Origin of the sequence: Nonomuraea sp. NPDC050663, assembly GCF_044456985.1 — a bacterium.
Taxonomy (GTDB): Bacteria; Actinomycetota; Actinomycetes; order Streptosporangiales; family Streptosporangiaceae; genus Nonomuraea.
The window spans coordinates 192,149-211,582 of sequence record NZ_JBITGL010000006.1 but is presented as its reverse complement, the minus strand read 5'-3'; the positions used below and the strand labels follow the sequence as shown (position 1 = coordinate 211,582).

The window sequence follows — 19,434 nt, the reverse complement described above, 5'->3', positions numbered from 1 at the left end:
CCGAAACGGGCGCGAGAACAGTCAACGGACTATTGTGGCGCGCATGATCACCTTGGACCCCCGGACCAGCGCGCTGGTGCTGGTCGATCTGATGGAGCGCATCGTCGGCCAGGAACTGGCCCCCTACTCGGGCGGGGTCGTCGTCGCGCGGTGCGCGGCGCTGGCGACCGCCATGCGCAAGGCCGGCGGGCTCGTGGTCAACGTCAGGGTCGAGCGGCCGAACGTCGCCGCCCAGCCGCCCGGCAGCGGCTTCGTGGCCGAGGCGCGCCCCCAGGACGGCGACCTGGAGATCGTCAAGCGGACCTGGGGCGCCTTCCACAACACCGGCCTCGACGATGAGCTGCGCTCGCGCGGCATCACCACACTGGTCATCGCGGGGATCGCCACCAACTTCGGCGTCGAGCAGACGGCCCGCTTCGCCGACGAGTTCGGCTACGAGGTGATCGTGGTCGAGTGCGGCACCACGGGGCTCGACGGCAAGGCCCACGAGTTCGCCTTCGAGTACGTCTTCCCGCGCCTGGGCACCGTCGCCACCTCCGCCGAGCTCTTCGCCGCTCTTGGCTAAGGTTTGCGTATGCGCGTCGATCTGCTGAGCCGTGAGTATCCGCCCGAGGTGTACGGCGGGGCCGGGGTGCACATGGAGTATCTCGCCCGCGAGCTGCGGCGCCTGGCCGACGTCAGGGTGCGCTGCTTCGGCGCGGCCCGCGAGGAGCCGGGCGTGTCCGCCTACCGGGTCCCCGGCGGCCTGGAGACGGCCAACGCGGCCCTGCAGGTGCTCGGCGTCGACCTGGAGATGGCCGCCGCGTGCGAGGGCGCCGACGTGGTCCACAGCCACACGTGGTACGCCAACTTCGCCGGCCACGTCGCCAAGCTGCTGTACGGCACGCCGCACGTCGTCACCACGCACAGCCTCGAACCTCTGCGCCCCTGGAAGGCCGAGCAGCTCGGCGGCGGCTACACCGTCTCCTCGTGGGCCGAGCGCACCGCCCTGGCCTCGGCCGACGCGGTCATCGCCGTCTCGGAGGGCATGCGCAGAGACGTGCTGGCCGCCTACCCGGAGATCGCGCCCGAGCGGGTGAGCGTCATCCACAACGGCATCGACACCGTCGAGTACGCCCCCGACCGCGACACCGCGGTGCTGCGCAAGCACGGCATCGACCCGCACCGGCCGTACGTGATCTTCGTGGGCCGCATCACCCGGCAGAAGGGCCTGGCCCACCTGCTGCGCGCCGCCCGCTCCCTCGACCCGGGCGCCCAGCTCGTGCTGTGCGCGGGAGCGCCCGACACGCCCGAGATCGCCGCCGAGATCAAGGGGCTGGTCGAGGGGCTGGAGCGCGACGGCGTCTTCTGGATCTCCGAGATGCTGCCCAAGCCCGAGGTCATCCAGCTGCTGACGCACGCCAGTGTCTTCGTCTGCCCGTCGGTCTACGAGCCGATGGGCATCGTGAACCTGGAGGCGATGGCCTGCGAGACCGCGGTGGTCGCCACCGCGACGGGCGGCATCCCCGAGGTGGTGGCCGACGGCGAGACCGGGCTGCTGGTGCCGATCTCGGCCAAGGCCGACGGCGAGCCGCACGATCCCGACTTCTTCGCCGCCGACCTGGCCGAGCGGGTCAACGCCTTGCTGGGCGACCCGGCGCGCGCGGCCGCCCTGGGGGCGGCGGGACGGGCGCGGGCGGTGTCGCACTTCTCGTGGTCGAGGATCGCGGAGCGGACCCTGGAGCTCTACGCCGCGCTGATGTAGTGCAGGATCACGTTGTGCACGTGGTGGGCCTTGTCGTCGCCGCGGAACTCCACCTCGTAGGTGTGCGTGCCGACGTGGATGGCGATGGCGCCGGAGGAGAAGAACTGCCCGGCGAGCGACTTGTTGCTGACGACGCTGACCGCGGAGATCTTGTTGTAGGGAATGCTCGTGATGGCGATCTTCTTGCCGACGAACGACTTGTCCTGCACGATCACGCGGCGGTCGGTGAGGCCGAGGAAGCCGGTGCCTGCACCGATGGCGTCGTAGACGGCGATGATCTGCTCGCCGCGCAATAAGCCGCTCTCGATCTGCTTGAGTTGCTCTTTTCGGTCGTAAGGGATATCTGCCATATCTGGGCAACGCGTGGCGGCCGAGCCGGGGTTCCGATCCTCCATCAGAAATGGGTCTTGCTCCCTCATTTGCGGAGGATCACGCTGAAATCCGGAGGAGGCGTGCCATGGCCTACAAACTCGGAGTCAGCCGCCCAGATCTCGAAATCGTCGATCTGCCCACCCCTGAAGAGGTCTTCAAGGTCGCCAGGATCGGCCCCAAGGAACTGTTCAAGTACGCCGTCGGCCCGAGCCTGATCGCGCTGGGCATCTCGATCGGCAGCGGCGAATGGCTGATCGGCCCGCGCAGTGTCGGGGAGTTCGGATTCATCGGCGTCGGCTGGGTCATCCTGGTCTCGGCGCTGCTGCAGACCTTCTACAACGTCGAGTGCGCCCGCTACGTGCTGGCCACCGGCGAGACCCCGGTCGTCGGCTGGGGGCGGGTGCCGCCGGGCTGGAAGCTCTGGGTCCCGCTCTCGGTGGTGATCGTCCTGTTCGCCTTCATCGCGGGCGGCTGGGCCGCATCCGCGGGCCAGGGCGTCTACGCGCTGGTGCACGGCGTGGTGCCGCCGCGCGGGGCCGAGGAGCCGCGCCTTTGGGCCATCGCCCTGCTGGTGCTGGTCTTCCTCATCACCGCGCTCGCCCGACGGATCAGCCGGGCGCTGGAGCTGGCCAACTGGGTCATGGTCGGCACCATCCTGGTCGCGCTGCTGATCATCGACCTGTTCGTGGTCCCCTTCGACCTGTGGTGGGAGGGCATCAGGAGCTTCTTCACCCCGGCCATGCCACCGGCGGGCATCACCGCGACCCAGATCGGCGCCCTGGCCGGATTCACCGCCCTGGCCTCGGGGCTGAACTGGTACATCCTCGGCCACTACCGCGACAAGGGCTACGGCATGGGCTTCAGGGCCGGCTACCTGTCCGGCCTGCGCGGCGAGCGGCGCGAGCTCCTGGCCAGCGGCGTCACCTTCCCCGACGACCCCAAGAACCAGGCGCTGTGGAAACGCTGGTACCGGCTGCTCATGGTCGACATGTGGGGCGTCTTCTTCTTCGGCGCGATCTTCGGCATGCTGCTGCCGGTCATCCTGATGGCCCAGGCCGTACGGCTCAGCGGCGAGAAGCCCACCGACGCCAACGTGCCCACCTTCGTGGCCAGCGCCCTGGACGCGGAGTACGGCAGGCCGATGTTCTACCTGGCGCTCGTCATGGGCGTGCTGATCCTCTTCTCCACCCAGCTCGGCATCTTCGAGGCGATGGTGCGCGTCACCACCGACGCCTCGCACGCCACCAGCCCACGGCTGAGGAGGCTCATCGAGGGCGACCCGCGCAAGTTCTACTACCCGTTCATGCTGGTGCTGCTCGTGATCATCTCGATCGCGATCCACCTGACGCTGCCGCAGAACCTGGTCAACTGGTCGGCGAACATGTCGAACCTGGGCGCGCTGATCTATCCGTTCCTGCTCATCTACCTCAACCGCAAGCTGCCCAGACCGGCGCGGCCCAGGCCGTGGCACTACGTGGTGCTCGTGCTCAACTTCCTGTTCTTCGGCTTCTTCTTCGTCAACTTCGTCGCCGACCTGGTGGGCGATCCGCTGATCACCTTCTAGGCTCCAGCACGACCACGGGAATCTCCCGGTCGGTCTTGCCCTGGTAGGCGTCGTAGTCGGGCCAGATGCGCGTCATCAGGCCCCACAGCTGCGGCTTCTCCTCCGGCTCCGCCGTACGGGCGGTGACCCGGTGCCTGTCGGGGCCGACCTGGATCTCCGCGTCCGGGTCGGCCAGCAGGTTGAGATACCAGTCGGGATCCTTCGGCTCGCCGCCGTTGGAGGCGACCACCACGTGGACGTCGCCGTCGCGCTGGTAGATGACCGGAGTGGTGTACGGCTCGCCGGAACGGCGGCCGGTGGTGGTCAGGAGCAGGACCGTGGCGCCGTTCCAGTCGTGGCCTTCGGCGCCGCCGGTCTCCTGGTAACGCTTGACGTGTTCCTTTCCGTACAACATGCCGTTCCAGCTACCCACTCAGGCCGATAAATGTCGGTGGCCGCCCCTAACATGGCGCGCATGCTCGACTCGCTCATCGTGCCGCTGTTCGTCACCACCGACCTGCCGTCCCGGGCCGACCTGGCGGAGTTCGGGGAGATCGTCACGACCGCCGCCCGCTCGCTCGAGCGCGACGGCAGGCGCTACGACGGCTTCCTGGCGGGCAGGGTCTTCTGGCTCGACCGGCCCGTGCTGCCCGGCCAGCTGCCCGCCTCCGACACCGAGGCGCGCTTCGCCGCGATGCTCGGCTACGTGGTCGCCGCGGGGGAGGACCACAGCGTCCGGGAGGTGGTGGCCGACGTGCGGCGCGCCGTGGTGGCGGCGGTCACCGCGCGCTTCGGCGAGCTCGCCGGGCCCGCCCCGGCGGTCTTCGCCATCCGCGACCGCGACGTGCGGGAGCGCACCCCGGAGGGAGCGCTGTTCATCGACACCACCGACGCCCCGGCCGACCTGGTGACGGCGGCCCGGGCGTATCTGTAAGCGGGCGTCGCGACCTGGCCCCGTTAGGCCCGGGCCCGTGCCCGGCGGTCGAGGTGGCGGCCTGGCCTGGGCGAACCCGTGCCCGGCGGTCGAGGTGGCGGCCTGGCCTGGGCGAACCCGTGCCCGGCGCTCGTGGTGACGGGCTGGCCTGGGCGAGCCGGCGTCCGGCGGTCGTCGTGGCGGCCTGGTCTGGGCGAACCCGCGTCCGGCGGCCCGTCGCGTCAGGCGGCCGGGTCAGCGTTGGCCCTGCTCGCCCAGCCACTCGTCGGAGATCGCCGAGTGTACGATCGAGTCGCGGTACCCGGTCGGCGTGAGCACGTGGTGGCGCACCCGCCCTTCCTCCACCATGCCCGCCACCAGCATGGCCAGCTGCGCCGGCACGTTGGCGGGCGAGCGGGCGCCCCAGATCCGGTGCAGCCGCAGCTGCCGGAAGCCGAACCCGAGGATGAGCCGGACGAGGTCGGTCCCGAGCCCGCGCCCCCACAGGTCGGGCCGCAACCCGAGCCCGATCTCGGCGCTGTGCGGGTGGTCGGCCTCGATGTGCAGCCTGGCGACCCCGATCACCTTGTCGTCCTGCGGCTCGGTGACGGCCAGCAGGTAGAGGCGTCGCGGCTCGGCGTCGGCCTCCTTGCGGGCCTCGGCGATCATCGACGAGACCTCGTCGGGCGTGCGCGGGTTGAACGGCAGGTGCTCGGTGGCGGCCGGGTTGCCGTAGATCGCGTGCAGGTCGGCGACATCGGCCGGCGTGACCTCACGCAGGCCGAGCTGGGCGCCGGTGACCTGTACGCAACGCATGGGGCAAACGTAAACCTATCCATATGATCTTGACAATAGCTGTCAAGTCGCGAGTTGACTCCCGTAAGCTCGCGCGACAAGGTCCGCCAGCAGGCTGTGCGCGCCCAGCGGGGCGGCGCAGCCGGCCTCGACGGCCCCGGCCGCGTCGGCCAGTGCCACGGCCGACATCTCGTGTCCGATGATGCAGGGCGCGACGGCCAGCCGCTGCGCCCCCGCGGCGCGCAGCCGGGTGGCCGCGGCCTCCAGTCCCGGCTCGCCGTCCAGGCAGGCGGCGACGACCGGCAGGGTCAGGCGTGAGGCCAGCAGGACGGCGGTCGGCTGGGCGGCCTGCACGGCGGCGGCGCCGCCGCTGACGCCCACGATGATCGCGTCGACCGGGCTCGCGATGTTGATCAGGCGCACCCGGTCGGCGCGGGCCAGCCCGCGCTCGGCCAGGCGGATGTGCAGGGCCTCGGCCAGCAGCGGGTGCGGCCCGAGCGGCTCGGTGATCACGGCGTCGCCCCCGGTGGCGGCGACGGTCTTGCCGATCTCGCCGAGGACGGCGGGGTCCGGCCAGGTGAGCAGCGGGACGATCACCGCGGCCCGGTCCTCGGGCAGTGCCCCGGCCAGCGAGCCGGTGGAGGCCAGGCGCACTTCGATCTGGGGGTTGTCGACCTGCACGACGGAGGCGATCTCGGACGGCGCGCCGTCGGTCTGGCCCGACACCACCAGCACGAGGATCGGGGCGTCCGAAGGCAGGCTGGTGGGTACGGGAGCACGGTGCCTTCCGCCGCCGGGCCTGGGCGCTCTCTGGCGCGTGGGCAGGGCGGTGCGGTTCGGCAGGCTGGATCCCTCGACAAGCTCGCTCACAGGCCCGCATTTTATGACCATTTGGCACTCCCTGTGCTCGAAACCAATCACAAGCACAACACGGGTGTGATCGACATCACATCGTGATCAGACGCCCCGTTGACCTCGGAGGACCAGAACGGAATCGTGCTCTAGAAATGAGTTCTGGGGGAGGGCGGATGCGCAAGCCGTTCTATGTCCGTGAGCTGAGCGTCTACCCGGTCGGGCGGCGGCGCGTCTGGTTGCTCTCGATCGCCGTCCTGGCCAGCCTCGTGGCCAACTTCGAGACCACCCTGGCCACCATCCTCCCGCTGCTCATGACCGACCTGCAGATGTCGCTGGGCACCTACGGGCTCATCGCCGCCGCCTCGGTGCTCGTCGCCGGCATCTCGGCGGGCTTCGGCGGGGTCCTGTCGGACCGCTGGGGACGGGTGACCATCCTGGTCCCCACCCTGACCGTCACCGCCGGGTGCAACTTCCTGCTCGCCCTCGTCGAGACGACGGGGCAGCTGTTCGCGGTGCGGTGCCTGATGTTGTTCATCGAGGGCGCCGGCATCACCATCACCGCGAGCCTGGTGCGCGACTTCTCCCCGCGCATGGGCCGCGCCCAGGCCTTCGGCTTCTGGACCTGGGGCCCGGTCGGCGCCGGCTTCCTGGCCTCCGGCATCGCCGGGCTCACCCTGCCGCTCTTCGACAACGCCTGGCAGTCGCAGGCGATCATCATGGGCATCCTGTCGCTCATCATGTGCGCGGTCATCATCTGGCAGATCGCCGAGCCCAGCGCCGCCCTGCGCGCCCAGGTGCTCACCGCGGAGGCCGCCGTCAGCGCCGAGGAGAAGATCGACCCGGGCAAGGCCCGCGAGCTGCTGCGCCACCCGCACCTGTGGGCGCACGTGCTGGGCAACACCGGCTGGCAGATCCTCTACTGGACCTTCGCCATCTTCGGCCAGACCATCCTGACCACGGCCTTCGGGCTGAGTCCCGCCGAGGCCAACCTGGTGGTGGCCATCGGGCTCATCCTCAACGCCCTCGTGGTCGTCGTCGTGGGACGCGTCTCCGACCGGCTGCAGCTGCGCAAACCGTTCATCGCCGCGGGCACCGCCCTGACCATCGCGACGCTGGCCTACTTCATCAGCCTCGTCGGCGACCGCCCCGGCGCGGTGCACATCGCGTTCGTCTACGCGCTGCTCTTCGTCTTCCTGGGGCTGGCCTACGTGCCGTGGATGGCGGGCTTCTCCGAGGACGCCGAGGACGTCGACCCCCGGCTGCAGGGGGCGGCCCTGGGCATGTGGGGCATGGTCGTGCGGATCATGGTGGTGGTGCTGCTCGTCACCGCCACCCAGGTGGCCGAGACCTCGGGCTGGGCGACCTGGCTGTTCATCGCGATGGCGGGGCAGGTGGTCTTCCTGGTCTCCATCGCGGCCTTCCGCGGCAGGTGGCGGGCCGAGGCCAAGGTGCCCGTCTAGGGGGGTCCCGTGCGGGTGGGCGGCGGTGGCAGCCACCGCCCACCCCTTTCGCGGCGGTCTGGTTACGGCACGGGCTGCTTCGGGTCCGGCGTGGACAGGTCCAGGTCGCGTGTCTCCGGCGCGATGGCCAGGCCGAAGGCGGTGACGGCCAGCGCGGCCACCACGTAGATCGACACCGCCGTCGACGTGCCGTAGATGTCGAGCAGCTTCAGCGCGATGATCGGCGCCAGCGCGCCACCGGCGATGCCGGCCAGCTGGTAGCCCATCGAGGCTCCGCTGTAACGCAGCCGGGTGCTGAACAGCTCGGCGATGAAGGCGGCCTGCGGGCCGTACATGGCGGCATGGGTGGCCAGCGCCACCACCGAGGCCAGCGCGATGATCACGAACGATTTGCTGTCGAGCAGCGGGAAGAAGGCGAACACCCACACCGCCGCCGCGATGACGCCGCCCAGGTAGACCGGCCGCCTGCCGTACCGGTCGGACATCGCGCCGAACAGCGGGATCAGCGCGAGCTGGAAGGCCGAGCCGATCAGGACGGCGTTGAGGCCGAGTTGCCGCTCGAGCCCGAGGTTCTGGGTGATGTAGAGCAGCATGTACGTGGTGAAGGTGTAGAACGCCACGTCGACGCCGATGCGGGCGGTGAAGGCCGACAGCAGCGCGCGCGGGTGGGTGCGCAGCACCTCCAGCAGCGGCATCTGCGCCTTGGCGCCGCGCGCCTCGACCTCCTCGAACAGCGGAGACTCGGTGATCTTCAGGCGGATCCACAGGCCCACCACGACCAGCAGGCCGGACAGCAGGAACGGGATGCGCCAGCCCCAGCTGAGGAAGGCCTCGTCGGACAGCACCAGCGACATCAGGCCGAGCAGCCCCGCGGCCAGCAGGTTGCCCGCGGGCACCCCGACCTGCGGCCAGGAGGCGTTGAAGCCCCGCTTCTTGTCCGAGCCGTGCTCGATGGACATCAGCACCGCGCCGCCCCACTCGCCGCCCAGTCCGAGCCCCTGTACGAATCGGAGGGTGGCCAGCAGGATCGGCGCGGCGACGCCGATGGTGGCGTAGGTGGGCACCAAACCGATGAGGAAGGTCGCGATGCCCATCACCAGCAGGGTCACGACCAGGACGGTCTTGCGTCCGACCCGGTCGCCGAAGTGGCCGAAGACGATGCCGCCCAGCGGGCGGGCGACGAAGGCGACCGCGTTGGTGGTGAAGGCCAGCAGGGTGGCGTTGAGCGGGTCGAAGTTAGGGAAGAACACCTTGCCGAAGACCAGCGTCGCGGCGGTGCTGTAGAGGAAGAAGTCGTACCACTCCAGCGACGTGCCGATGAGGCTGGCGACGATCACGCGCCGCGTCTGGTGCATGAGCATGCTCCTAGGTGAGGGGGGTCACACAACCTCACGCTAAGGATTGTTGAACAACTCGACAAGGGGTTTGTTCACTGATTTCATGGCAGATGTGGACGACGTCGTCATCAGTCTTGCTCACGCCCGCACCCGCATCGGCCGCGTCAGCGTCGCGGAAGAGGTCGCCGACCTGCTGCGGGAACGCATCATCGAGGGCGTGGACGAGCCCGGCACGCAGCTGCTGGAAACCGAGATCGCCGACCAGCTCGCGATCTCGCGCAACACCCTCAGGGAGGCCTTCCGCCTCCTCGGCCACGAGCGGCTGCTGGAGCATCGCCGCAACCGGGGCGTCTTCGTGCGCGTGCTGTCGGCCGAGGACGTGGCCGACCTCTACCGCGTGCGCCGGGTGATCGAGGTGGCCGCGGTACGGCGCAGCAAGGAGGCGCCGCCCGCCGTGCTCGCCTCCATCAAGGAGGCGGTGGCCGACGCCGAGCGCGCCGCCGCGCAGGACGACTGGAAGGCCGTCGGCACCGCCAACAGCCGCTTCCATCAGGCGCTGGTGACGCTCAACCAGAGCCCGCGCCTCGACGAGTCGATGCGCCACCTGCTGGCCGAGCTGAGGCTCGTCTTCCACGTCATGAAGAACCCGCGCTCCTTCCACGAGCCCTTCGTCGCGCGTAACCGGGAGCTGATGGCGCTCATCGAGGCGGGCGAGGGCCAGGCCGCCGCCAGATACCTGGAGTCCTATCTGGACGAAGCGGAGCAGATGCTCCTGCGCGCCTACGAGCCGACCGGATAACGTTCTGTTCATGAGCAGGCTCTTCTCCGTCGACGAGGTGCGCGAGCTGCTGCCGGGGGTGCTGGCGCAGGCCGAGGCGCTGGTCGGCATGCGCGCCGACCTGGCGGAGATGACCTTCGACCGCGAGGCGCTCGGCGCCTCGCCGCTGGGCGGCCTGGCCGAGATCAAGGCGGTCGAGGCGCGCATCCAGGAGATCCTCAGCGACTGGACCGGCCAGGGCTTCGAGATCAAGGGCATCGCCCCGGTGCTGCTCGACTTCCCCGCCCTGATCGACGGCGTCTCGGTGCGGCTGTGCTGGATCGAGGGCGAGAACGAATTGGTCTGGTACCACAGAACCGAGCTGGGTTTCGCCGGTCGCCGCCTGCTGTGAAATGTCGTGATTGACCTGTGATCAACCGGTAGTGCCCCTGGGGTGTCCTACTTCGTGAAGAAGGCACCGAACAGGGGGAGACACACCGATGAGGCACACCTCATGGGCCGCCGCGGCACTGGCCGCCGCGGCGATCGGGTGGGTGGGGGCGGCGCCCGCTCACGCCGGAGCACAACCGACGGCCACGGCGGCCTGGATGAAGGGCTGCGAGGTCGGCGGCGGCGGCTACGCCGAGCCGTGCGGCAGGTGGCGGCTGATGCTCGGCGACGGCACCACGCGTGAGCTGACCGACGCCGCGCCCCGCGCCACCACCCAGAACGGCGGCAGGTCCGACTGGCAGTCGCGCCTGTCCATCAGCGCCGACGGCCGCTGGGTGCTCTACGAGCGCGACGGCGACCACCGGCTCATGGTGCGCAGGGCGGCCGGGGGAACCGCCCGCGCGCTGCCCGCCTCGCTCGTGCCCAAAGGCGTGGGCACCGAGAACGTGGGCGTGTGGTTGTCGCCCAAGGGCGACAGGGTCATGGTGAGCGTCGGCCTCGAAGGCGACCCCACCCCGACCAGGGTGCTCACGGTCGCCACGGGCAAGACCGTCGAACTCCCGGCCGACCAGGACCCCGAGGGCTTCAGCGCCGACGGCGACGAGGTGCTCGCCGGCCGCTACCGCAACGACAACGTCGTCAAGCTGTACGGTCACCGGCTCGGAGGGGGAGTGCTCGCCACGACCCCGCCCCAGGTGGTCGCCGGCGCCTACGCCCGCGCCCTGGCCGCCGACGGCCGCACCCTCGCGGTGGTCGTCGCCGGCAACGAGGACAAGAAGCTGCCGCCCCGGCTGCGCCTGTACGACCTGGTCGGCGAGCACCTGACGGCCCCGGTGAAGCTGCCGCTCCTGCCGTCGCAGACCCCGTCCCACGTGCACTGGACCGCCGACGGCAAGCTCGTCGCGCACGTGAGCGAGGGCGGCGAGGGAGCCCCGGTGAAGATCCGGGTGCTCACCCTCGACGTCGACTCGGGCGCCGTCGAAGGCAGCCGGCGCTTCACCATCAGCAAGCACTCCTACACGTGGGCACTTCCGGGGGAATGAGATGAACACCAAGACGATGGCCGTGGCCGTCCTGGGCCTGGCCCTGCTCGGCACGCCGGCCGCGGCGGCCGCGGTGGCCCAGCCCGCAGCGAACGACCACAGCTCCCACCACGCGATCCGCTACGCCTCGGTCAAGGCCTGCGCGGCCGCCGACGGCACGCGCAGGCCGTGTGGGTTCTGGCGGCTGGCCCTGCACGACGGCAGCGTCCAACTGCTCAAGGACGCCCAGGTCGTGGCGCTCACCGCCAAGGGCACGTCCTCGATCTACCAGGCCGCGCCGATCTCGGTGAGCGGCGACGGGAGCAAGGTCGCCTACTTCAACCGCCAGGGGCGCCTGGCGATCCGCACGCTCGGCGGCGGCGTCACCGTGCTGCCCAAGAACGCGCTGCCGCCGGTCGCGCAGTACAACATCACGCTCGTCCTGTCCGACGACGGCCGCAGGCTCGCGGCGATGCAGTCCGGCGGCGACCGCAGGCCCGTCCGCGTCTTCGACACCGCCACCGGCGCGCGTGTCGGCACCATCCCCGCCGCCGAGAACTTCGCCGACTTCAGCGGCGACGGCGACGAGGTGCTGACCACGAACGACGGCGACGAGGGCACCTTCGACCTGGGCGCCTACACCGACACCGGCGCCCTGATCGACCGCGCCACCCCGCCCCAGCTGGTCTCGGCCAACGGCCCCCACGCCCTGGCCGACGACGGCAAGACCGTCGCCAACCTGGTCGCGGGCGCCAAGCCCGAACTCGTGCTCTACGACATGCGCGTGGAGAAGATCACCAGCCGCGTCAAGGTCAAGCTCCCCGCCGGGGGCGTGCACATGATCGACTGGACCGGGCCCAGCCAGGTGACCCTCCACCTGGAGGAGTACCGCGAGACCAGGCCGACCCGGATGACGATCGTGCAGATCGACGTCGTCTCCGGCGCCGTCAAGATCCGTGACCGCTACGAGGTGCTCGCCGACAGCTACGTCTTCGCCGCCTGCGGGGGCTGAGCCTAGGCTGGCCGCGTGCAGGTTCACTCGACGAGAGTCATGGCATCCAGGGCCGCCGACCTGTGCCGGGCACTCCTGGGGGACGACGACCCGGCCCGGGTCGAGGAGACCCTGATCAGGTACGGCGAGGCGGCCCCGATCCTGATCACCCCGGGCGACCTGGCGGAGATGCGCGAGGCCGCCCGGCGGCTCCTGGCGATCTTCGCCGCCTCCCGGCTCGACGAGGCGGCGGAGCTGCTCAACGACCTGCTGGCAGGATGCGCCAGGCCGCCCCGCCTGACCGACCACGGCGGCACCAGCGGCTGGCACGTGCACGTCGACGCCGAGGACGCGGGATGGGGGCAGTGGTTCCTGTCGTCGTCGGCGATGGCGCTGGCGCTGCTGCTGTCCGAGCATCAGCGGCTGCCCGGCGGATTGTGCGCCTCGGCCGGGTGCCGCCTGCCGTACGTGGACCTGGGCGGCGGCAGCGCGCGGCGCTACTGCAGCAGCCGGTGCGCGACACGGGAGCGGGTCGCCGCGCACCGGGCGGCCTCACGGCCGTGACAGGAGCGCGTAGGCGAGCGCTGCCAGGACCATGATCCCCGCCCCGGCCAGCAGCGCCGTGCCCGGCGACACGTCGACCAGCGGGCCGGCCAGGGCCGAGCCGATGGCGAACGAGGTGATCTTCAGGCTGGCGCCGGTGGTGAAGATCTGGCTGCGCAACCGGCCGGGCGCCTCGCGGTGCCGTACGGCGAACAGGGCCGTCAGCTGCGGGCCCTCGCCCACGCCCGCCACGACGGCGGCCACGACTGCCACCCAGTAGGAGTCGGCCGCGGCGGCCAGCGCGAGCGACAGAGCGATCACCAGCGTGCTGCCCAGCAGCATGCGGTCGGGGTCGAAGGTGATCCTGGCCAGGACGGCGTTGGCGGCCAGGCCCGCTACCGCGACGACGGCCAGCAACATCGCGCCGTAGCCGACCTCGCCGGTCAGCTCCTCGCCCAGCAGCGGCGCGGCCACGACGAGCATCGCCACGCCGACCATGGTGATCATCGAGGTGACGGTCGCGCGGCGCAGGCTGCCCTTGCGGGCGATCGCCGCGAAACCGGCGGTCAGCTCGGCGCGCAGACTACGGGGCTGGGCCGCATCCGCCCTGTCGGCCGCCCCAGCGTCGGCGACCTCGGCGTCGATGGCCTCGGGGTCCCTTGCGCTCTCGGGGTCCTCTGCGCTCTCGGGGTCCTTTGTGTGCTTGGTGTCCTTTGACTGCTTGGTGTCCTTGCGTGGCAGCATCCAGGCGGCGCCGGTCGACGCCAGCACCAGCGCCACTGACGCGAGCGCCGCGGCGAGCGCGCCGGCGGCCATGGTGATCACCCCCACCACCGCGGGCCCGGCCAGCCCCGCGACGTTGTAGGTCATCGCGTCGAGGGCGTTGGAGCGCGGCAGTCGCTCGGGCGGTGACACCAGCGGCAGCTGCGCCGTCCACCCGCCCGCCAGCGCCGGACCCAGCAGCCCCGCCAGGACGGCCAGCGCCACCAGCAGGACGTGCGGCGCCCGCCCGACACCCGCGATGATCAGCGCCAGCCCCGCCGCGTACCCGCCGATGCTCGCGGCCAGTAGCAGCCCGGGCCGTCTGGCCCGGTCGAGCAGCACGCCCAGCAGGGGTCCGCCGACGGCGGCGGAGATCGTGAGGCCGGACAGGAGGGAGGAGGCGACCACCGCCGAGTCGGTCACCGCGAGGCCGAGGACGAGCAGGGCCGGTCCGGCCATCTCGTTACCCGTCCGCGCGGCGACCGCGCCGGCCATGTAACGTCCTAACACGGGTGAGACGTTACATGAACGAATGTTCTGCTACGCGGCGGGGGCCTCCTCGCTGGTGATCACCGCGAACCGGGCCCCGTGGGGATCACGGAGCATGGCGAAACGCCCGACCGTCTCGACGCTGGTCGCGGGCATGGTGATGGTGCCTCCCAGCTCCTGCGCCCTGGCCACGGTGGCGTCGCAGTCGACCACCTCGAAGTAGGCCTGCCAGTGCGCCCTGCCGCCGTCGGGCAGCGGGCCCAGACCGGCGATGGAGGCGTCGTCGCCGGTCGCGGTGCTGATGACCGTGTAGACGTCGTCGCCCATGAGCATGTCGTCGAACCGCCAGTCGAACACCGAGCGGTAGAACGGCCGGATCGCCCGCGGGTTGGCCACGTACAACTCCAGCCAGCTCAGCGCTCCCGGCTCGGAGACCGCCCCGAGCGCGCCCATCGGCCCGGGCTGCAGCACGGCGAACTCCGCCCCGCTCGGATCGGTGTAGTGCGCCATGAAGCCGTCCTGGATCGGGGTGCGCGGTACGCGCACGACCCCGCCCGCGTGCTCCACGGCCTTGGTGGTCGCCGCGACGTCCTGCGTGGCGAAGTGCGGCATCCACGCCGGACGCGCCGACGCCCCGGCGGGCGCCCCCACGGCGGCGACCATCGTGTCGCGGACGAGGAAGAGGCCGTAGGAGTCGTCGAGCGGCGTGAAGGTCCAGCCGAGCACGGCGGTGTAGAAGGCCGTCGAGGCCTGAAGATCGGGGCTCTCGAGGTCGATCCAGTTGGGCGCGCCCGGCACATATGCGGTGGTGAGCATGATGGTGCTCCTTTTAGGTGGGATGTCCCCGCTGGGTGCGGACAGGGAAACCCGGCAGGTCACAGCCTTGCACACGGCTGGCCCCGGGAGCCATATCGAACGTATAATCGAGTCATGTTCCAGGCTTCGCTGCTCGATCTCGACTCGCCGACCGCGCCGGGGCCGCTCGGCTCCGCCGTACGACGCACGGTCCTCGACCACGGGGCGTGGATCGACCTGTGCCCCGGCTGGATGTCGGGCGCCGACGCCCTGTTAGACCGGCTCGTCACCGGGGTCCCGTGGAAGGCCGAGCGCCGGCGCATGTACGACAAGGTCGTCGACGTGCCGCGCCTGCTGAAGTTCTACGACGAGCGCGAGACGCTGCCGCATCCCGCGCTGGAGGAGGCGCGGGCGCGGCTGACCCGCCACTACCTGCCCGAGCTGGGCGAGCCGTTCGCCACCGTCGGGCTGTGCTTCTACCGCGACGGGCGCGACAGCGTCGCCTGGCACGGCGACACCATCGGCCGGGGCGCCACCGACGACACCATGGTCGCCATCGTCTCCGTCGGCACGCCTCGCACCCTCGCCCTGCGCCCGCGCGGCGGCGGCGCCTCGCTGCGCTACGACCTCGGGCACGGCGACCTGATCGTCATGGGCGGCAGCTGCCAGCGCACCTGGGAACACGCCGTGCCGAAGGCCACGGGCACGGTCGGGCCCCGCATCAGCATCCAGTTCCGCCCGCGCGGGGTGCGATAACAGGTTGATTCGGCCCGATGCGGCTCGAATAATCCGCCGCATGATCTCTGACGCGGATGTCGCCGCCCTGTACGACGTGCTCAACCCGTGGGACACCGATCGTAGGGCCGACTCCGCCCACTACACCGCGATGGTCATGGACGCCCGCTCCGTGCTCGACGTCGGATGCGGAACCGGCGCCATGCTCCACGACGCCAGGCGGCGCGGCCACGCGGGGCGCCTCGTCGGCATCGACCCCGACCGGCACGCGATGGAGCTGGCCAGGCGGCGCGACGACATCGAGTGGGTCGACGGTGTCGCCGCCGAGGCCACCGCATGGCGCGGGGAGTTCGAGCTGGTGACGATGACCAGCAACGCCTTCATGTGCCTGATCGCCGACGACGAGGTGCGGGCCTCGCTGTCGGCGATCCACGGCGCGCTCGAGCCGGGCGGGCGCCTGGCCTTCGAGACCCGCCACATCCAGTCAGAGGAGTGGAAGGAGTGGCATTCGGGCAACGCCGAGGAGGTCGTCGACGGGACCGGGCGCAGGCTGCGTGTCTCCCACTCCGTGGAGTCGGCCGTCGACGGCGTGGTGACGATGACCGAGACGACCAGCGAGGCCGACGGTACGGCGGAGCGGGTCGATCGGGGCGTGCTGCGCTTCTTCGACGAGCCCGAGCTGCGGGAGTTCCTGGAAGGGGCCGGGTTCGAGGTCGAGCGGCTCCATGGTGACTTCAGGGGCGGGCCGGTGACGCCGGCCAGCCGCGTGATGGTCGTCGTCGCCCGCTCACAAACCTAGGTCCATCGTTAACTTAAACGAATCGTGTTTATGATACGTTCAGGCCATGAGCGCGACCCCGACCCCCGCAGAGGAACTGCGCGGCGCGGGCCTTCGGGTCACGGCGGCCCGAGTGGCGCTGCTGGAGACCGTCCGCGGCGGTGACCACCTCGGAGTCGAGATGATCGCCTCCCGGGTGCGAGACCGCGTCGGCCACATCTCCGTCCAGGCCGTCTACGAAGCTCTCAACGCGTTGACCGCCGCCGGGCTCGTCCGCCGCATCGAGCCCGCCGGCAGCCCCGCCCTCTACGAGGGGCGGGTGGGCGACAACCACCACCACGTGGTCTGCCGCTCCTGCGGCACCGTGGCCGACGTCGACTGCGCCGTCGGCCACGCGCCCTGCCTCGACGCCTCCGACGACCACGGCTTCCGCATCGACGAGGCCGAGGTCGTCTTCTGGGGGCTGTGCCCCGCCTGTTCACGTTCCTGAGCCCTGTCCGGAAGGATCCCCATGTCCGAGAACCACGACCCGATCGTCACCGAAGGCAAGTGCCCCGTCGCGCACGAGCGGGCGCCGCACCCGACCCAGGGCGGTGGCAACCGCCAGTGGTGGCCGGACCGGCTCAACCTGAAGATCCTCGCCAAGAACCCCGCGGTCGCCAACCCGCTCGGCGACGACTTCGACTACGCCGAGGCGTTCAACTCCCTCGACCTCGACGCCGTCAAGCGCGACATCCTCGACGTGATCACCACCTCACAGGACTGGTGGCCCGCCGACTTCGGCCACTACGGCCCGTTCATGATCCGCATGGCGTGGCACAGCGCCGGCACCTACCGCATCTGGGACGGCCGCGGCGGCGCCGGCGCCGGCCAGCAGCGCTTCGCCCCGCTCAACAGCTGGCCCGACAACGGCAACCTCGATAAGGCCCGCCGCCTGCTCTGGCCGGTCAAGAAGAAGTACGGCCAGCAGATCTCCTGGGCCGACCTCATGATCCTCACCGGCAACGTCGCCCTGGAGTCCATGGGCTTCAAGACCTTCGGCTTCGCCGGCGGCCGCGCCGACGTGTGGGAGGCCGACGAGGACGTCTACTGGGGCCCCGAGACCGCCTGGCTCGACGACCAGCGCTACACCGGCGACCGCGAGCTGGAGAACCCCCTCGCCGCCGTCCAGATGGGCCTCATCTACGTCAACCCCGAAGGCCCCAACGGCAACCCCGACCCGCTGGCCGCCGCCCGCGACATCCGCGAGACCTTCCGCCGCATGGCGATGAACGACGAGGAGACCGCCGCCCTCATCATCGGCGGCCACGCCTTCGGCAAGACCCACGGCGCCGGCCCCGCCTCCAACGTCGGCGCCGACCCCGAGGGCGCCCCCATCGAGGCCCAGGGCCTGGGCTGGGCCAACACGCACGGCACCGGCAAGGGCGCCGACACCATCACCTCCGGCCTCGAGGGCATCTGGACCGACACGCCCACCGCGTGGGACAACCGCTTCCTCGAGATCCTCTACGGCTACGAGTGGGAGCTCTTCCAGAGCCCCGCCGGAGCCAACCAGTGGCGCCCGAAGGACGGCGCCGCGGCCGATCTCGTGCCCGACGCGCACGACCCCGCCAAGCGCACCCACCCGACCATGCTCACCACCGACCTGTCGATGCGGTTCGACCCGGTCTACGAGCAGATCACCCGCCGCTGGCTGGAGCACCCCGAGGAGCTCACCGAGGCCTTCGCCAAGGCCTGGTTCAAGCTCACCCACCGCGACATGGGCCCCGTCGTGCGCTACCTCGGCCCCGAGGTCCCCGCCGAGGTCCAGCTCTGGCAGGACCCGCTGCCCGCCGCCACCGCGCCGGCGCTGTCCGACGGCGACATCGCCGCCCTCAAGGCCGCGATCCTGGAGACCGGCCTCACCGTCTCCCAGCTCGTCTCCACCGCCTGGGCCTCCGCCTCCACCTACCGCGACAGCGACAAGCGCGGCGGAGCCAACGGCGCCCGCATCCGCCTGCAGCCGCAGGCCGGCTGGGAGGTCAACGAGCCCGACCAGCTCGCCGTCGTCCTGCGCACCCTCGAAGGCGTCCGGCAGTCGTCCGGCATCCAGATCTCCCTCGCCGACCTCATCGTCCTCGCGGGCGCGGCCGGCGTCGAGCAGGCCGCCAGGAACGCCGGCCACACCATCGAGGTGCCCTTCACCCAGGGTCGCGTCGACGCCAGCCAGGAGCAGACCGACGCCGAGTCGTTCGCCGCCATGGAGCCGGTCGCCGACGGCTTCCGCAACTACCTCGGCAAGGGCAACCGCCTCCCGGCCGAGTACCTCCTGCTCGACAAGGCCAACCTGCTCGGGCTCAGCGCCCCCGAGATGACCGCCCTCCTCGGCGGCCTGCGCGTCCTCGGCGCCAACCCGCAGCAGTCCCGCGTGGGCGCGCTCACCGAGACGCCCGGGGCGCTGACGAACGACTTCTTCGTCAACCTGCTCGACCTCGGCACCACCTGGAAGTCGACCGGCGACGCCAACCTGTTCGAGGGCGTCGACTCGACCGGCACGGTCAAGTGGACCGGGAGCCGGGTGGACCTCGTCTTCGGGTCCAACTCGGAGCTGCGGGCACTGGCCGAGGTGTACGCCAGCGATGACGCCAAGGAGAAGTTCGTCAGGGACTTCGTGGCGGCTTGGAACAAGGTGATGAACGCAGACCGGTTCGACCTGGTCTGACGCTCTCCCCTCCGCACGGCATGGGCCTCGCGGGGTCGTGCGCCTTCGGCGCCGGCGGCTCGGGCTCCCCTCATCGGGGGGCCCAGCCCCCCAAGACCCCCAGCCGAGGGCCTTCCGGCCCCCGGACCCCCGGTTGTCGCCGTTGGCGACGGCGGTGGGTGGGGATCTCGGGGGCACCTCCACGGTCGCAGAGTCTGGACCGTGCGATGTGCTGCCCGCCGTCGCCTGCCGATGGCAACGGCGGTCAGCCTGAGCCGCGCCGGAGGAGGGCGGCCGCCAGATGCGGTGGCTCACTCCCCTGGGATCCAGGCGGCTCAGCTGCCGACGCTCCCCTCATAGGAGCTGGAGCCGGGAGACGGCGCGGCGACCGTGCGATACCGGCGCCGTCCGAG

General features: G+C 71.0%; 21 protein-coding genes. 14 read left to right on the top strand and 7 right to left on the bottom strand.

The window, feature by feature from the left end:
- Nucleotides 1-43 precede the first annotated feature (43 nt).
- Together ACIBH1_RS21275 and glgA are read left to right on the top strand one after the other, a co-directional pair.
- Complete coding sequence (locus ACIBH1_RS21275; protein ID WP_397315542.1) at nt 44-565, top strand: isochorismatase family protein; 522 nt, start codon at nt 44-46, stop codon at nt 563-565.
- A gap of 9 nt (nt 566-574) precedes the next feature.
- Nucleotides 575-1,744, top strand: a complete 1,170-nt coding sequence (glgA, locus tag ACIBH1_RS21270; RefSeq protein ID WP_397315541.1) for a glycogen synthase — start codon at nt 575-577, stop codon at nt 1,742-1,744.
- Here glgA and ACIBH1_RS21265 read toward each other — a convergent pair.
- On the bottom strand, nt 1,726-2,094 hold the full coding sequence (locus tag ACIBH1_RS21265) for a PH domain-containing protein (protein ID WP_181613701.1): 369 nt from the start codon (nt 2,092-2,094) through the stop codon (nt 1,726-1,728). The two genes, glgA and ACIBH1_RS21265, sit on opposite strands and share 19 nt — an antisense overlap.
- A gap of 107 nt (nt 2,095-2,201) precedes the next feature.
- Between ACIBH1_RS21265 and ACIBH1_RS21260 the strand changes: the two genes are divergently transcribed.
- Nucleotides 2,202-3,680 (top strand): Nramp family divalent metal transporter, encoded by a 1,479-nt coding sequence (locus tag ACIBH1_RS21260; protein ID WP_397315540.1) that lies wholly within the window; start codon nt 2,202-2,204, stop codon nt 3,678-3,680.
- On the opposite strand, the gene ACIBH1_RS21255 is transcribed toward ACIBH1_RS21260, so the two are convergent.
- Entirely contained in the window at nt 3,670-4,074 is a 405-nt protein-coding gene (locus ACIBH1_RS21255; RefSeq protein WP_397315539.1) for a nitroreductase family deazaflavin-dependent oxidoreductase, read from the bottom strand. The genes ACIBH1_RS21260 and ACIBH1_RS21255 overlap by 11 nt on opposite strands.
- 60 nt (nt 4,075-4,134) lie before the next feature.
- Between ACIBH1_RS21255 and ACIBH1_RS21250 the strand changes: the two genes are divergently transcribed.
- Nucleotides 4,135-4,593, top strand: a complete 459-nt coding sequence (locus ACIBH1_RS21250) for a hypothetical protein (RefSeq protein WP_397315538.1) — start codon at nt 4,135-4,137, stop codon at nt 4,591-4,593.
- A 234-nt stretch (nt 4,594-4,827) separates the two neighbouring features.
- On the opposite strand, the gene ACIBH1_RS21245 is transcribed toward ACIBH1_RS21250, so the two are convergent.
- Together ACIBH1_RS21245 and ACIBH1_RS21240 are read right to left on the bottom strand one after the other, a co-directional pair.
- The gene (locus ACIBH1_RS21245) at nt 4,828-5,388 is read right to left on the bottom strand and encodes a GNAT family N-acetyltransferase (protein ID WP_397315537.1); all 561 of its coding nucleotides are present in this window, start codon (nt 5,386-5,388) and stop codon (nt 4,828-4,830) included.
- A 42-nt stretch (nt 5,389-5,430) separates the two neighbouring features.
- Nucleotides 5,431-6,237, bottom strand: coding sequence for a sirohydrochlorin chelatase (locus ACIBH1_RS21240; protein WP_397315536.1), 807 nt, complete (start codon nt 6,235-6,237; stop codon nt 5,431-5,433).
- A 158-nt stretch (nt 6,238-6,395) separates the two neighbouring features.
- Here ACIBH1_RS21240 and ACIBH1_RS21235 point away from each other — a divergent pair, with 158 nt between their 5' ends.
- Entirely contained in the window at nt 6,396-7,682 is a 1,287-nt protein-coding gene (locus ACIBH1_RS21235; RefSeq protein WP_397315535.1) for an MFS transporter, read from the top strand.
- Between the two features lie 62 nt (nt 7,683-7,744).
- Here ACIBH1_RS21235 and ACIBH1_RS21230 read toward each other — a convergent pair whose 3' ends face one another.
- Nucleotides 7,745-9,037: an MFS transporter gene (locus ACIBH1_RS21230; RefSeq protein WP_397315534.1), complete on the bottom strand. Its 1,293-nt coding sequence runs from the start codon at nt 9,035-9,037 to the stop codon at nt 7,745-7,747.
- Nucleotides 9,038-9,122: 85 nt separating this feature from the next.
- On the opposite strand from ACIBH1_RS21230, the gene ACIBH1_RS21225 reads away from it, so the two are divergent.
- The 5 genes from ACIBH1_RS21225 to ACIBH1_RS21205 all read left to right on the top strand — a co-directional run bounded on the left by ACIBH1_RS21225 (nt 9,123) and on the right by ACIBH1_RS21205 (nt 12,803).
- Nucleotides 9,123-9,818 (top strand): GntR family transcriptional regulator, encoded by a 696-nt coding sequence (locus ACIBH1_RS21225; protein ID WP_397315533.1) that lies wholly within the window; start codon nt 9,123-9,125, stop codon nt 9,816-9,818.
- 10 nt (nt 9,819-9,828) lie between these two features.
- Nucleotides 9,829-10,188 (top strand): DUF2203 domain-containing protein, encoded by a 360-nt coding sequence (locus ACIBH1_RS21220; protein WP_397315532.1) that lies wholly within the window; start codon nt 9,829-9,831, stop codon nt 10,186-10,188.
- An 88-nt stretch (nt 10,189-10,276) separates the two neighbouring features.
- Entirely contained in the window at nt 10,277-11,269 is a 993-nt protein-coding gene (locus tag ACIBH1_RS21215; protein WP_397315531.1) for a TolB family protein, read from the top strand.
- Between the two features lies 1 nt (nt 11,270).
- Nucleotides 11,271-12,260, top strand: coding sequence for a hypothetical protein (locus tag ACIBH1_RS21210; RefSeq protein ID WP_397315530.1), 990 nt, complete (start codon nt 11,271-11,273; stop codon nt 12,258-12,260).
- 39 nt (nt 12,261-12,299) lie between these two features.
- Complete coding sequence (locus ACIBH1_RS21205; RefSeq protein WP_397315529.1) at nt 12,300-12,803, top strand: CGNR zinc finger domain-containing protein; 504 nt, start codon at nt 12,300-12,302, stop codon at nt 12,801-12,803.
- Here ACIBH1_RS21205 and ACIBH1_RS21200 read toward each other — a convergent pair.
- Nucleotides 12,792-14,054, bottom strand: a complete 1,263-nt coding sequence (locus tag ACIBH1_RS21200) for an MFS transporter (protein ID WP_397315528.1) — start codon at nt 14,052-14,054, stop codon at nt 12,792-12,794. The two genes, ACIBH1_RS21205 and ACIBH1_RS21200, sit on opposite strands and share 12 nt — an antisense overlap.
- A gap of 30 nt (nt 14,055-14,084) precedes the next feature.
- Complete coding sequence (locus ACIBH1_RS21195) at nt 14,085-14,849, bottom strand: VOC family protein (protein ID WP_397315527.1); 765 nt, start codon at nt 14,847-14,849, stop codon at nt 14,085-14,087.
- A gap of 114 nt (nt 14,850-14,963) precedes the next feature.
- On the opposite strand from ACIBH1_RS21195, the gene ACIBH1_RS21190 reads away from it, so the two are divergent.
- The 4 genes from ACIBH1_RS21190 to katG are packed head-to-tail and all read left to right on the top strand — an operon-like array spanning nt 14,964 to nt 19,042.
- The gene (locus ACIBH1_RS21190; RefSeq protein ID WP_397315526.1) at nt 14,964-15,584 is read left to right on the top strand and encodes an alpha-ketoglutarate-dependent dioxygenase AlkB; all 621 of its coding nucleotides are present in this window, start codon (nt 14,964-14,966) and stop codon (nt 15,582-15,584) included.
- Between the two features lie 40 nt (nt 15,585-15,624).
- Nucleotides 15,625-16,362: a class I SAM-dependent methyltransferase gene (locus ACIBH1_RS21185; RefSeq protein ID WP_397315525.1), complete on the top strand. Its 738-nt coding sequence runs from the start codon at nt 15,625-15,627 to the stop codon at nt 16,360-16,362.
- Between the two features lie 46 nt (nt 16,363-16,408).
- Entirely contained in the window at nt 16,409-16,831 is a 423-nt protein-coding gene (locus ACIBH1_RS21180) for a Fur family transcriptional regulator (protein WP_397315524.1), read from the top strand.
- 21 nt (nt 16,832-16,852) lie between these two features.
- Entirely contained in the window at nt 16,853-19,042 is a 2,190-nt protein-coding gene (gene katG, locus ACIBH1_RS21175; protein WP_397315523.1) for a catalase/peroxidase HPI, read from the top strand.
- The last annotated feature ends 392 nt before the right edge of the window (nt 19,043-19,434 follow it).